This is a genomic window from Pseudarthrobacter sp. B907 (genome assembly GCF_040137805.1).
GTDB lineage: Bacteria > Actinomycetota > Actinomycetes > Actinomycetales > Micrococcaceae > Arthrobacter.
The window spans coordinates 111,197-124,006 of record NZ_JBEEQE010000004.1 but is presented as its reverse complement, the minus strand read 5'-3'; the positions used below and the strand labels follow the sequence as shown (position 1 = coordinate 124,006).

The following is a 12,810-nucleotide window of genomic DNA, read 5'->3' as shown; positions in this document are numbered from 1 at the left end:
AAAGTGCCCCCTGACGGCCGGGGCCCAGGTTGGGGCTCTTGGCTAGTGGTTCTGGCGGTGCAGAGCAACGGCGTCGGGGTGGCTTCCAGGCTTAAGCCCGGGCCGTGCCGGCGTTCCGGGGCTACTTTGACGTCGTAGCGCGGCGATCCGTGGCCGGGCGGCGGCGCGCCCGTGTCAAAGTGCCCCCTGACGGCCGAGGCCCAGGTTGGGGCTCTTGGCTTGTGGTCCTGGCGGTGCAGAGCAACGGCGTCGGGGTGGCTTCCAGGCTTAAGCCCGGGCCGTGCCGGCGTTCCGGGGCTACTTTGAGCCCTCAAAACGAAAATCCCGGGCTGGGCGGCGGCGTGTCCGTGTCAATGTGCCCCCGGCCGGCCGATGCCATTCGAACCAGGGACCGGGGTGAGCGGCCGAAGGGGCCCTAGTCCTCGTCGTCGTCGTTGAAGGCCCACTCGAACATGTCGAAGACAAATTCGGAGAAGGTGCCTTCCTCGCTCTTCCACTGGCCGCGGGCGTTGTTGCGGCGGTACACGATCGGGTCCGGGATGCTGAGGTCGCCCACGCGGAAGCCCCAGGTGAACTGCTCCTCTTCGTCCTCGAGGAACATCAGGAAGCCCTCATCGTCGACTTCGAGCTCTTCGGGGTCCCAGAAGTAGTGGTAGGCCTCCATCAGGTCCTCGCAGCCGCCGAGGGCCAAGTAGAACTCGCGCAGGACCAGCGGAACCTGGAACTGGTGCTCGGCAAGGGCCGCATCCAGCTCGTCGGCCGGCAGCCCATCTTCTTCCTGCCATTCGTCCTCGAGATACTTCGGAACAAGCGCGCGGAACTTCTCGAGGAACATGTCAGTCATGCCTCTTATCCTAGCTAATCCTTAGGGCCGCGTTCGGCCGTGTTCAGCCCCAGCCGGTGCCAGCCCCGGACGGCCAGCGGCACGTACCAGTGGCGCCGCCAGGCAGTGACGCGGAAGGCGAAAACGACGGCGGCCACCGCACTCGCCGTCAGCGCGGTGAAGACCCCGGTGACGGACAGCGCCACCGTCAGCGCGGCCCCGGCGAACGCCGGCAGGGCGTAGATGTCCTTGGGGTCGAAGAGCTGCGGCACCTCGTTCGCGGTGATGTCCCGCAGCAGCCCGCCGCCCACCGCCGTCGTGACCCCCAGCAATACCGCAGCCACCGGGTGCATGCCCGCGGCCAAGGCCTTGAGGCTGCCCGTAATGCAGAACAAAGCCAGGCCACCGGCGTCGAACAGCACCAGCAAGGAGGTGAAGCGCTGGACGCTGGAGAACAGGAAATAGACCAGGACCGTGGCCAGCAACGGGGGAGCGAGGTACGCCGGGTTGGTGAAGGCCGCCGGCGGGCCCGCGTTGATGATGATGTCGCGGATCACGCCGCCGCCCAGGCTCACCACCGAGGCCAGCAGGAGGGAACCGACAATGTCGAACTGCTTCCGCGCCGCGAGCAGCGAACCGGAGACGGCGAAGAAGAACACGCCCGCCAGGTCCAGCCAGACCATCACGAGGCTAAAGGAGAAAGTCATGGGGCGTCCCGGTCGGTAGCAGGGCGGCGGATAGGGCGGCTCCAAGGTTACGCTAACGGCTATGAATAGCCCCATCCTGATCGCCTGCGCCCACGGCACCTCCAGCCCCCGGGGTGCGGCGGAGGTCAACGCCCTACGGGCCGGGATCGCCGCGCTGCGTCCCGGCCTCGACGTCCGCGAGGCCTACGTCGACGTGCAGGAGCCCGAGCTGCCCGCCGTCGTGGCGGGGCTCCCGGCCGGGGCCACCGCCGTCGTCGTCCCGTTGCTGCTGAGCGTGGGCTACCACGTCAAGGTGGACATCGCCCGGGCCGTGAAGAGCCGGCCGGGCACCGTCGCCGCGGCGCCGCTGGGCCCGGATCCGCGGCTCGCCGCCCTGCTGGACGTCCGGCTGCGCGAGGCCGGGGTGACCGACAACGACGCCGTGATCCTCGCCGCCGCGGGCTCCTCGGACCCCACCGCCGCGGAGAACGTGGAGGAACTTGCCGGGCAGCTGCGGGCCCTCCGCTCCAACCGGATCGTGGCCGCCTACGGCGCCTCGGCGACGCCCTCGGTGCCCGAGGCGGTGGCCATGCTGCGGGAGGAGGCCGCGGGAGGCGCCGGCGCGGGCCTCTCGGCCGGGGCCGTGGACCTGGGCGGCTGCGTGGTCATCGCCTCCTACCTGCTGGCCCCGGGCTTCTTCCACGACCAGCTCGCCAAGGCCGGCGCAGACCTGGTCACCGCGCCCCTGCTGCCTTCCCCGGTGCTCGCCGAGATCGCGCTGGCACGGTACGACGCGGCGGTCGCCGGCAAGGGTTATGACGAAATGTTGCCCTAGGTGACCCCGCGTTTCTGAGCCATTGTGACGCCGATACGGCCGCTCCTACAGTCGATCCATGACTGAAACAGCTCTAGCCGGAGCGTCCCCGGACCAGGCTGCCGCAGGCCGCGCCAAACGACCCGCCCGCCCCGCGGCCAAGCCGCACGGGCAGTGGAAGGTGGACGGCACCGCCCCGCTGAACGCCAACGAAACCTGGAAACAGGAAGACAACGGCCTGAACGTCCGCGAGCGCATCGAATCGGTCTACTCCAAGCACGGCTTCGACTCGATCGACGGCACCGACCTGCACGGCCGCTTCCGCTGGTGGGGCCTCTATACCCAGCGCAAGCCCGGGATCGACGGCGGCAAGACCGCCACGCTCGAACCGCACGAGCTCGAGGACAAGTACTTTATGCTCCGGGTCCGGATCGACGGCGGCGCCCTGACCACCGAGCAGCTGCGCGTCATCGGGCAGATCTCCGTGGACTTCGCCCGCGGCTCCGCCGATCTCACCGACCGGCAGAACATCCAGCTGCACTGGATCAGGGTCGAGGACGTGCCGGAGATCTGGCGCCGCCTTGAGGCCGTGGGCCTCTCCACCACCGAAGCCTGCGGCGACGTCCCCCGCGTCATCCTCGGCTCCCCGGTGGCCGGCATCGCCAAGGACGAGATCATCGACCCCACCCCGCTGATCCACGAGCTCGCCGAACGCTTCATCGGCGACCCGGAACTGGCCAACCTGCCGCGCAAGTTCAAGACCGCCATCACCGGCCACCCCAGCCAGGACGTGGTCCACGAGATCAACGACGTCGCCCTGGTGGGCCTGGTCCACCCCGAGCTGGGCATCGGCTACGACCTCTGGGTGGGCGGCGCGCTCTCCACCAACCCCATGCTGGGCAAGCGCCTGGGCGCCTTCGTTCGCCCGGACCAGGCCGCCGACGTCTGGCTCGGCGTCACCAGCATCTTCCGCGACTACGGCTACCGGCGCATGCGCACGAAGGCCCGCCTGAAGTTCCTGCTGGCCGACTGGGGCCCGGTGAAGTTCCGCCAGGTCCTCGAGGACGAATACCTCGGCTACCAGCTCGACGACGGTCCGGCGGCGCCCAAGCCGTCCGCGCCCGGAGACCACATCGGTGTGCACGAGCAGAAGGACGGCAGGTTCTTCATCGGCGCCACCCCGCTGGCCGGCCGCCTTTCCGGCAGCCAGCTCGTCAAGCTCGCGGACACCCTGGAGGCCCGCGGCTCACAGCGGCTGCGCACCACCCCGCACCAGAAGCTCGTGGTCCTCGACGTGCCCAAGGATGAGGTTGAACCGCTTGTGGCCGAACTCGACGCCCTGGGCCTGTCCGCACGGCCGTCGGTGTTCCGCCGCGGGACCATTGCCTGCACCGGCATCGAATTCTGCAAACTCGCCATCGTGGAAACCAAGGTCACGGCCGCCACGGCGGTCGCCGAGCTGGAACGCCGCCTCGCCGACCTCGTCGAAACCAAGCAGCTCCCGCAAGCCCTGTCGCTGCACATCAACGGCTGCCCCAACTCCTGCGCCCGGATCCAGACCGCGGACATCGGACTCAAAGGCATGATGCTCCCAACCCCCGACGGCGACCCCACCCCGGGCTTCCAGGTCCACCTCGGCGGCGGGCTCGCGTCCGACAGCCGCGAGGAGGCAGGCCTGGGCCGCACCGTCCGCGGCCTCAAGGTCACCGCCGAAGAGCTGTCCGACTATGTGGAGCGCGTGGTCCGGAAGTTCGTGGCCAGCCACACCGAGGGCCAGACCTTCGCCGAATGGGCCTTCGCCGCCGAGGAAGGTGATCTGCAGTGACCGCCGCACTCCGCTCCCACGAGGAGCTCAAGGTCCTCGCCGAAGCCGGCGCCGCCGAGCTCGGCGGGGACGCCCCGGCGCAGGAGGTTATCGCCTGGGTGGCGCGCAACTTCGAGCTGCCCGCCGTGGCCGTCGCCTGCTCCATGGCCGACGCCGTCCTCCCGGCGCTCGTCGCGGACCAGCTCCCCGGCGTCGACGTGCTCTTCCTCGAGACCGGCTACCACTTCCCGGAAACCCACACGACCCGCGACGAGGTGGCCGCGAACCTGCGGGTCAACGTCGTCGACGTGCTGCCGGAGACCACCGTGGAGCAGCAGGACCGGCTGCTCGGCAAGGACCTCTTCGCCCGAGACCCCACCCAGTGCTGCGCGCTGCGCAAGGTGGCCCCGCTGCGCCGCACCCTCGCCGGCTACGAGCTCTGGTTCACCGGCGTCCGCCGCGACGAGGCGCCCACCCGCACCAACACGCCGCTGGTCACCTGGGACGAGGCCAACGGGCTGGTCAAGGTCAACCCGGTCGCGGCCTGGAGCTTCGATGAGCTGGTGCAGTACTCCGAGGACAACCTCCTGCCCGTCAACCCGCTGCTTTCACAGGGCTACCCGTCCATTGGCTGCCAGCCCTGCACCCGCAAGGTGGCGCCCGGCGATGACCCCCGCGCCGGACGCTGGGCAGGAACCGACAAGACAGAATGCGGACTACACGTATGAGCAATGTTGAGACTTTCGTGGCCGTCGACGCCGTCACCACCGCCTCCGCGGCAGATGCCGCCCCCGCCCCTTCGCTGGACGGCAATGCTGCAAGCAGCATGCCGTCCAGCTCCGACAGCGGCAGCGGCCTTCCCAACGCTCGCAAGCTCGCGTCGGGTCCCTCGGCCGATGCCTTAGATGCCACTCCCGGGGCGGCATCTGCCGCTGCGGCTCAGGGGTCGGGTCACCTGAGTTCCGCTGCTCCGCGGGCTGGCCGCCTTTCGTCTTTGGACACCCTCGAGTCGGAGGCCATCCACATCATCCGCGAGGTTGTTGCCGAGTTTGAGAAGCCGGCGCTGCTGTTTTCCGGCGGCAAGGATTCTGTGGTGATGCTGCACCTGGCTACTAAGGCGTTTTGGCCTGGGAAGGTGCCCTTTCCGGTGCTGCATGTGGATACCGGGCACAACTTTCCGGAGGTGATCGAGTTCCGCGACCGGACCGTGGAGCGGCTGGGGCTTAAGCTCGTCGTCGGCTCTGTGCAGGAGTTCATTGATTCCGGGGAGCTGGCCGAACGGTCCGACGGCACCCGCAACCCGCTGCAGACCGTGCCGTTGCTGGACGCGATCGGGCGCAACAAGTTCGACGCCGTCTTCGGCGGCGGCCGCCGGGACGAGGACAAGGCCCGCGCCAAGGAACGCATCCTGAGCCTGCGCGACGAATTCGGCCAGTGGGACCCCCGCAACCAGCGGCCCGAACTGTGGAACCTCTACAACGGCCGGCACACCGTGGGCCAGCACGTCCGCGCGTTCCCGATCAGCAACTGGACCGAACTCGACGTCTGGCGTTACATCGAACGCGAAGGCATCGAACTGCCCGGCCTCTACTACGCCCACGAGCGCGAGGTCTTTGCCCGCGACGGCATGTGGCGCGCGGTCGGCGACGTCTCCCAGCCGCGCGAGAACGAGCAGGTCATCACCAAGACCGTCCGGTACCGGACCGTTGGCGACATGTCCTGCACCGGCGCCGTCGAATCGGCCGCCGCAACCGTGCGCGACGTCGTAATCGAAGTTGCCGCCTCCACCATTACCGAACGTGGCGCCACCCGGGCGGACGACCGCATTTCCGAGGCCGCCATGGAAGACCGCAAGAAGGACGGCTATTTCTAATGAGCACCACCGCAACCCTGCCCGAGGCCGGCGCAGAGACCCTGGGGCTCTCGTCCGCCTCGCTGTTCCGCTTCGCGACCGCCGGATCGGTCGACGACGGCAAGTCCACCCTGGTGGGCCGGCTCCTCCACGACTCCAAGGCGATCCTCGCGGACCAGCTCGACGCCGTCGCCCGCACCTCCGCGGACCGCGGCTTCGGCGGCGCCGGTGCGGCCGGTGTTCAAGCCATTGACCTGGCCCTGCTGACCGACGGCCTGCGCGCCGAGCGCGAGCAGGGCATCACCATCGACGTCGCCTACCGCTACTTCGCCACGGACCGGCGCAGCTTCATCCTCGCGGACTGCCCCGGGCACGTGCAGTACACCAAAAACACGGTCACCGGCGCGTCCACCGCGGACGCCGTCGTCGTGCTCATCGACGCGCGCAAGGGTGTCCTGGAACAGACCCGCCGGCACCTCTCGGTGTTACATCTGCTGCGCGTCGCGCACGTAATTGTCGCCGTGAACAAGATCGACCTCGTGGACTTCAGCGAGGACGTGTTCCGTGGGATCGAGGCCGACGTGCAGCAAGTGGGCCGCGAACTGGGGCTCGGCCGTGACGGCATTGCCGATCTGCTGGTCATCCCGGTTTCCGCGCTCGACGGCGACAACGTGGTGGACCGCTCGGACCGCACACCCTGGTACGACGGCCCGGCGCTGCTCGAAGTCCTCGAGACGCTGCCGGCCGCGGACGAACTCGAAAGTCATTTGGAGAGCTTCCGCTTCCCGGTCCAGCTGGTGGTCCGGCCGCAGGGCGCACTGGCGCCCGACGCCGTCGCCGCCGGACTCGACGTCGCCGGTTACCGCGACTACCGGGCCTATGCCGGGCAGATCACCGAGGGCTCCGTGAAGGTGGGAGACACGGTCAGTGTCCTCACCCCAGGCCAGGCGCCGCGCACCACCACGGTGACCGGCATCGACTTCGCCGGGCGCTCGCTGTCCGAGGCTGTGGCCCCGCAATCGGTGGCGCTGCGCCTCGCGGACGAGTTCGACGTCGCCCGCGGGGACACCATCGCCGCGGCCGGGACGTTCACCGAGCCCACGGCAGACCTTTACGCGGCGCTGTGCTGGCTGTCGCCGAAGCCGCTGCGCGAAGGCGCCAAGGTGCTCATCAAGCACGGCACCCGCACGGTCCAGGCCCTGGTCCGGAACGTGACCGGCAAGCTTGACCTGGCCAGCTTCCGGCTTGAACCCGCGTCAGGGCTGGAGCTCAACGACATCGGCCACGCCCAGCTCCGGCTCGCGGCGCCGCTGCCGCTGGAGAACTACCTGCACCACCGCCGCACCGGGGCCTTTCTGGTGATCGACCCGCAGGACGGCAACACCCTCGCCGCGGGCCTGGTCAAGGACCACCCCGGCGACCACGAGGACGAGCGCTACTCGATCTAGGCCCTGCCGAAACAGCCCTGCCGACTCCGGGTCGCCGCCGGCCGGCTCTTGCCACCCGTCTCCCGGGACACGATCATCGTCGTGGGAGGGCAGATCGTTGGAGAGACTCAGCAGCAGGCTGATCAGCTGGGCCTCCATCCTCGATGACGGGACCCGCCGGCAGGCGTTGGCTACCGCGACGCTGCCGATCATCTACCCGCACCTGGCGCTGATGCCGGACGCGCACCTCGGCAAGGGCGCGACCGTGGGATCCGTCATCCCCACCGTGGGCGCCATTATCCCGGCGGCCGTGGGCGTGGACATCGGCTGCGGGATGATCGCCGTACGCACCCAGTACGTGCGGGCTGACCTGCCCAGGGACCTGCCCCGGCTGCGCGAGGGGATCGAACGTGCCATTCCCTTGTCGGCCGGGCACTTCAACCGCCGGATCTCCGCCACCGCGGGACCCCGGCTGGCCGAACTGCGGAGGATGGCGGCCAGGGCCGGCTTCGACCCGAGCCGGTACGCGGCGAACTGGGAGCTGCAACTCGGGTCGCTGGGCTCGGGCAACCACTTCATCGAGGTCTGCGTCGACGAGGACGGCGCGGTGTGGCTGTTCCTGCATTCCGGCTCCCGCGGTGTCGGCAACAAAATCGCGCAGCGCCACATCGCCGAGGCCCGGAGCGTGGCCCTGCGCCGGAACATCCCCCTGCCGGACCGGGACCTCGCCTACCTGCTGGAAGGCACCCCCGAATTCGAGCGCTACATCCAGGAACTGCGGTGGGCGCAGCACTTCGCCCTGCTCAACCGGGAGGAAATGATGGACCGGGTCGTCCAGCAGTTCGAAGCCTGGATCGGCGGCCCGGTCCGGGAACTCGAACGGATCAACTGCCACCACAACTTCACCGCGCAGGAAGCGCACTACGGCAAGTCCGTCTGGGTTTCGCGCAAAGGCGCCATCAGGGCCCGGGCCGGAGACCCGGGCCTGATTCCCGGGTCCATGGGCACCGCGTCCTACGTCGTCGTCGGCCTGGGGAACGCCCTGGCCCTGGACTCCTCGCCGCACGGCGCCGGCAGGGAGTACTCCCGCACCGCCGCGCGCAAGGCGTTCACGCTGGCCCAGCTGAAAACTGCCATGCAGGGCATCGAATTCCGGCCCCGCGAAGCCTTCATCGACGAAATCCCCGCAGCCTACAAGCCCATAGACATCGTGATGCGCGACTCGGCGGACCTCGTCCGGGTCCGGCACACGCTCCGCCAGCTCGTCAACGTCAAGGGCGACTAACCGCTGGCCCGGGCACGGGCTCCGCATGTGACGCCGCATGAACTAGCGTGACCCCCGGTTTCCGCACCATTGAACCCGGTTCGTGACCCTCCCTAGGGTGAAGCCATGACTCCACCCGATTGGTTCGACGGCCCCTCCCTCGGGGCACCCCGGGGGCGATGTCGCCGGCGCTGACCATCCGCCCGGCCCACCGCCCACTCTCCACGAACCAGGATTCCGCCATGTCATCCACCCCCGAAAACCCCGCCCCCGGCACCACCCGGATCGTCGCCGGCGAAACGGCAAAGCCGAAGCGCAAGCGCACCGTTGAAATCGCCGTCGCCGCCGGACTGGCCCTGCTGATCGGCGCCGGCGCTGCCGTCGCCTCCACGGTGTCCCGCAACAACGACGCCGCCGCTGCCCCGGCCGTCGGCACTGCCCCGGCCGCGGAACTCCGGCTCGGCTACTTCGGCAACATCACCCACGGAGCCGCCCTGGTGGGCGTGAGCAAGGGGTTCATCGCCCAGGAACTGGGCCAGACCAAGCTCAGCACCCAGGTCTTCAACGCCGGACCCGCAGCCATCGAGGCCCTCAACGCCGGCGCTATTGATGCCACCTACATCGGCCCCAACCCGGCGATCAACTCCTTCGTCAAGAGCAAGGGTGACTCCGTCAGCATCATCGCCGGTGCAGCCTCCGGCGGGGCGCAGCTTGTGGTCCGGCCGGACATCACCTCGCCGGCCGACCTCAGGGGCAAGAAGCTCGCAACACCCCAGCTCGGCGGCACCCAGGACGTGGCCCTGCGCGCCTGGCTCGGCAAGCACGGCTACCGGACCTCCCCGGACGGCGGCGGCGACGTCACCATCAACCCCACCGAGAACGCCCAGACCCTGAAGCTGTTCCAGGACGGCAAGCTCGACGGCGCCTGGCTGCCGGAGCCGTGGGCATCCCGGCTGGTGCTGCAGGCCAGCGCGAAGGTCCTCGTCGATGAAAAGGACCTCTGGGATGGTGCGCTCTCCGGCAAACCGGGCGAGTTCCCCACCACCGTGCTGATCGTCAACAAGAAATTCGCCGCAGAGCATCCGGACACCGTCAAGGCCCTGCTGAAGGGCCATGTCGAGTCCGTGAATTGGCTCACCAAGGCACCGGCGGCCGAGAAGGCCGCAGTCCTCAACGCCGCGCTGAAGGAGTCCGGCGGCGCCGCGCTGCCCGCCGACGTCGTCGACCGGTCGCTGAAAAACATCCTCTTCACGGTGGACCCGCTCGCCGGGACGTACCAAAAACTGCAGCAGGACGGGGTGGACGCCGGCACCACCAAACAGGCGGACATCAACGGCCTGTTTGACCTGACCGCCCTGAACTCGGTGGCGGCAACGAAGACCTCGGCTCACGGGCTGGGCAAGGACTAGCTCCTTTCCCCGCCCCTCCCGTCACCACAACCAAGGACGTGACCATGCCAGTCGTACTGGAAAACCTGGGGAAGCGCTTCGGCGACGGCGCCCCGGTGCTGGACGGCGTCAACGCCAGCATCGGGCAGGGCGAATTCGTCGCCCTGCTCGGAGCCTCCGGCTGCGGCAAATCCACGTTGCTGAACATCATGGCCGGGCTGGAGGCCCCGACGTCGGGCGCCCTCGAGGTGCCGAGCGACGGCGCCGCGTTTATGTTCCAGGACGCGGCACTGTTCCCGTGGCTCACCGCCCGGGAAAACGTTGAGCTTGCCCTCAAGCTGCGCGGCGTGGCCAAGGCCGAGCGCCGGGTGCAGGCCGGGGAGCTCCTGGACCTGGTGCACCTGGGCGGCGCCGGGGACAAGCGCCCGCACGAGCTCTCCGGCGGCATGCGCCAGCGCGTGGCACTGGCCAGGTCCCTGGCCCAGGACCGGCAGCTGCTCCTGATGGACGAGCCGTTCGCCGCGCTCGACGCCATCACCCGCGACCTGCTGCACGACGAGCTGGAGCGGATCTGGAAGGAGACCGGCCGCACCATCGTCTTTGTCACGCACAACGTCCGGGAAGCCGTCCGGCTGGGCCAGCGTGTGCTGCTGCTCTCCTCGCGGCCCGGCCGCGTGGTCCAGGAATGGCACGTCTCCGAGGAACACCGCACCGACGCCGGCCTGGCCGGCCAGCTGACCGGCACCATCACCGCCCGGCTACGCGAGGAGATCCGCCGCCATGCCCAATAGCCCCCTTCCCGTGGCCGAAGCCCACACCGAGACCCACAAGGTGCACGCTGCCCTGACCCGGACTTCCACCGGCTCGGCCGACCTCCGCGAGCTTGAGGCCGGGCTGGATTCACTGCAGTCCGACGCCGTCCGCAAGGCCCGGATCGACTGGAGCCGGATCCTGCTGCCGGTCGCCGCGCTCGCCGTGCTCCTGGTGGCATGGCAGGTGTACGTCTGGCTCGGCATCAAACGCCGCGACCTGGTGCCCGGTCCGCTGGACGTCGTCGGCCAGCTCGGCACCCTCTGGGGCGAGGCCAAGCTGCAGGAGGCCGTTTGGACCTCGCTGCAGCGCGGCATCGCCGGCTTCCTGGTCAGCGTTGCCATTGCGACGCCGGTGGGCCTGCTGCTGGCCCAGGTCGCCCCGCTCCGCCGCGCCTTCGGCCCGCTGATTTCCGGCCTCCAGGTGCTGCCCTCCGTGGCGTGGGTGCCTGCCGCCATCATCTGGTTCGGCCTGAGCGACGCCACCGTGTACTTTGTGGTGCTGATGGGCGCGATCCCCTCGATCATCAACGGCCTGATCTCCGGCGTCGACCAGATCCCGCCGCAGTACCGCCGGGTGGCGACGGTGCTGGGCGCGTCCCGGCTCCAGCTCGCACTGCAGATCGTCCTCCCGGCCGCGCTGCCCGGATACCTGAGCGGCCTCAAACAGGGCTGGGCCTTCTCCTGGCGCTCGCTCATGGCCGCGGAAATCATCACCGTGGGCGGCAGCATGGGCTTCGGCCTCGGCTCCATGCTGAACCAGGGCCGCGACCTGGCCGACATGACCATTGTGCTGGCAGCAATCCTGCTGATCCTCGCCGTCGGCATCCTGATTGAGCTCCTGGTCTTCGCCCCGATCGAAAAGCGCCTGCTGCGCCGCCGCGGCCTCCTTACCGGCAGCACCCGCTAGGGGCGACGGCTAACCACCCCGGCACGCGCCCCTGAAGGTGACTACCGCCGTCGGGGCCAGCCCAAAGGACTGCGCAATTCCGGGGAGGCAGCCGGCGGGTCCCGCAGTGTCTGGCAGACTGACGGCATGACCGTGAGCTTCGTCTGCCGCACCGAATCCGTCCTGCCCGCGGAACAGTTGTTCGACCGGGCGCGCAGCATCGACGCCCATGTTGAGACGATGGCGGCCTCGGGAGAGCGTGCCGTTGCCGGGGTGACCGCAGGACTCATCGGTGCCGGTGAGGAAGTGACCTGGCGGGGACGGCACTTCGGTGTCCCCCTGACCATGACCAGCCGCGTGACCCGCTTCGACTATCCGGCCTCTTTCGTGGACGAACAAGCGCAGGGCCCCTTCAAAGCGTTCCGCCATGTCCACGAGTTCGCGGCAACCGACGCTGGCTCCGTGATGACGGACCGGATTGAGTTCACAGCACCCTTTGGGCCCGTGGGCTGGTTGGTCGAGCGAGTCATCCTGCACCGCTATCTGGAACGTCTTATTGCCCGGCGCGGGGCCCTCCTCGCGACGCCTTGTCCGGACCCCGGGACGGGCCTACACTCGCGGCTATAGGCCGGTTTCCGGCCGATCCAGTCCAAATCTGAGGAGACAGCCGTGGCGCCAAAATACGGAGTGCTGGCACTGGTCGAAGCCAAACTGGGGAAGGAACAGGAGGTCTGGAACTTCCTCAACGGCGGCCGGGAGATCGTGCTTAAAGAACCCGGGACACGGACCTGGTACGCCTTCCGAATCAACGATTACACGTTCGGCATCTTCGACACCTTTGACAGCGAGGAAGACCGGCAGGCCCACCTCAACGGGGCCATCCCCGCGGCGCTCGGCGAACACGGGCCCGCGCTGCTGTCCAAGGACCCGGACATCAAACTGATCGAGCTCATTGCCGTGAAGTAGTGCCCGCGGCGCCAGGCAACTCGCCTGCCGAACGGGGGCACATTGGCACGGACACGCCGTCCTGTGTGCGCGAATCGGCTGCTCCGGC

At 69.0% G+C, this 12,810-nt stretch carries 13 protein-coding genes; 11 read left to right on the top strand and 2 right to left on the bottom strand.

Annotation, left to right across the window (positions count from 1 at the left end; translation table 11 throughout):
- Positions 1-415 precede the first annotated feature (415 nt).
- Entirely contained in the window at positions 416-844 is a 429-nt protein-coding gene (locus ABLI39_RS04990) for a hypothetical protein (protein WP_349412324.1), read from the bottom strand.
- A 14-nt stretch (positions 845-858) separates the two neighbouring features.
- On the bottom strand, positions 859-1,530 hold the full coding sequence (locus ABLI39_RS04985) for a trimeric intracellular cation channel family protein (RefSeq protein WP_349412323.1): 672 nt from the start codon (positions 1,528-1,530) through the stop codon (positions 859-861).
- A gap of 61 nt (positions 1,531-1,591) precedes the next feature.
- Here ABLI39_RS04985 and ABLI39_RS04980 point away from each other — a divergent pair, with 61 nt between their 5' ends.
- The 11 genes from ABLI39_RS04980 (at position 1,592) to ABLI39_RS04930 (ending at position 12,722) form a co-directional block, all read left to right on the top strand.
- Positions 1,592-2,344, top strand: coding sequence for a sirohydrochlorin chelatase (locus ABLI39_RS04980; RefSeq protein ID WP_349412322.1), 753 nt, complete (start codon positions 1,592-1,594; stop codon positions 2,342-2,344).
- A 58-nt stretch (positions 2,345-2,402) separates the two neighbouring features.
- Positions 2,403-4,148 (top strand): nitrite/sulfite reductase, encoded by a 1,746-nt coding sequence (locus ABLI39_RS04975; RefSeq protein WP_349412320.1) that lies wholly within the window; start codon positions 2,403-2,405, stop codon positions 4,146-4,148.
- A complete protein-coding gene (locus tag ABLI39_RS04970; protein WP_349412319.1) occupies positions 4,145-4,855 on the top strand; it encodes a phosphoadenylyl-sulfate reductase in 711 nt (236 codons plus the stop codon). Before ABLI39_RS04975 ends, ABLI39_RS04970 begins: the two co-directional genes overlap by 4 nt.
- On the top strand, positions 4,852-6,000 hold the full coding sequence (gene cysD, locus ABLI39_RS04965) for a sulfate adenylyltransferase subunit CysD (RefSeq protein ID WP_349412318.1): 1,149 nt from the start codon (positions 4,852-4,854) through the stop codon (positions 5,998-6,000). The genes ABLI39_RS04970 and cysD overlap by 4 nt, the downstream gene beginning before the upstream one ends.
- Positions 6,000-7,427, top strand: coding sequence for a sulfate adenylyltransferase subunit 1 (locus tag ABLI39_RS04960; protein WP_349412317.1), 1,428 nt, complete (start codon positions 6,000-6,002; stop codon positions 7,425-7,427). The genes cysD and ABLI39_RS04960 overlap by 1 nt, the downstream gene beginning before the upstream one ends.
- 97 nt (positions 7,428-7,524) lie before the next feature.
- Complete coding sequence (locus tag ABLI39_RS04955) at positions 7,525-8,691, top strand: RtcB family protein (protein ID WP_349412316.1); 1,167 nt, start codon at positions 7,525-7,527, stop codon at positions 8,689-8,691.
- A 221-nt stretch (positions 8,692-8,912) separates the two neighbouring features.
- Positions 8,913-10,079: an ABC transporter substrate-binding protein gene (locus tag ABLI39_RS04950; protein WP_349412315.1), complete on the top strand. Its 1,167-nt coding sequence runs from the start codon at positions 8,913-8,915 to the stop codon at positions 10,077-10,079.
- Between the two features lie 44 nt (positions 10,080-10,123).
- Entirely contained in the window at positions 10,124-10,849 is a 726-nt protein-coding gene (locus ABLI39_RS04945; RefSeq protein ID WP_146336777.1) for an ABC transporter ATP-binding protein, read from the top strand.
- Positions 10,839-11,777 (top strand): ABC transporter permease, encoded by a 939-nt coding sequence (locus ABLI39_RS04940; RefSeq protein ID WP_349412314.1) that lies wholly within the window; start codon positions 10,839-10,841, stop codon positions 11,775-11,777. Before ABLI39_RS04945 ends, ABLI39_RS04940 begins: the two co-directional genes overlap by 11 nt.
- Before the next feature lie 126 nt (positions 11,778-11,903).
- Entirely contained in the window at positions 11,904-12,383 is a 480-nt protein-coding gene (locus ABLI39_RS04935) for an SRPBCC family protein (RefSeq protein WP_349412313.1), read from the top strand.
- 42 nt (positions 12,384-12,425) lie between these two features.
- Positions 12,426-12,722, top strand: coding sequence for a putative quinol monooxygenase (locus ABLI39_RS04930; RefSeq protein ID WP_349412312.1), 297 nt, complete (start codon positions 12,426-12,428; stop codon positions 12,720-12,722).
- Positions 12,723-12,810 lie beyond the last annotated feature (88 nt).

Excerpts from the sequence above, each read along its gene's own strand:
- ABLI39_RS04990 (WP_349412324.1), bottom strand. The coding sequence starts at position 844 with ATGACTGACATGTTCCTCGAGAAGTTCCGCGCGCTTGTTCCGAAGTAT.
- ABLI39_RS04985 (WP_349412323.1), bottom strand. The coding sequence starts at position 1,530 with ATGACTTTCTCCTTTAGCCTCGTGATGGTCTGGCTGGACCTGGCGGGC.
- ABLI39_RS04980 (WP_349412322.1), top strand. The coding sequence starts at position 1,592 with ATGAATAGCCCCATCCTGATCGCCTGCGCCCACGGCACCTCCAGCCCC.
- ABLI39_RS04975 (WP_349412320.1), top strand. The coding sequence starts at position 2,403 with ATGACTGAAACAGCTCTAGCCGGAGCGTCCCCGGACCAGGCTGCCGCA.
- cysD (WP_349412318.1), top strand. The coding sequence starts at position 4,852 with ATGAGCAATGTTGAGACTTTCGTGGCCGTCGACGCCGTCACCACCGCC.
- ABLI39_RS04960 (WP_349412317.1), top strand. The coding sequence starts at position 6,000 with ATGAGCACCACCGCAACCCTGCCCGAGGCCGGCGCAGAGACCCTGGGG.
- ABLI39_RS04950 (WP_349412315.1), top strand. The coding sequence starts at position 8,913 with ATGTCATCCACCCCCGAAAACCCCGCCCCCGGCACCACCCGGATCGTC.
- ABLI39_RS04945 (WP_146336777.1), top strand. The coding sequence starts at position 10,124 with ATGCCAGTCGTACTGGAAAACCTGGGGAAGCGCTTCGGCGACGGCGCC.
- ABLI39_RS04940 (WP_349412314.1), top strand. The coding sequence starts at position 10,839 with ATGCCCAATAGCCCCCTTCCCGTGGCCGAAGCCCACACCGAGACCCAC.
- ABLI39_RS04935 (WP_349412313.1), top strand. The coding sequence starts at position 11,904 with ATGACCGTGAGCTTCGTCTGCCGCACCGAATCCGTCCTGCCCGCGGAA.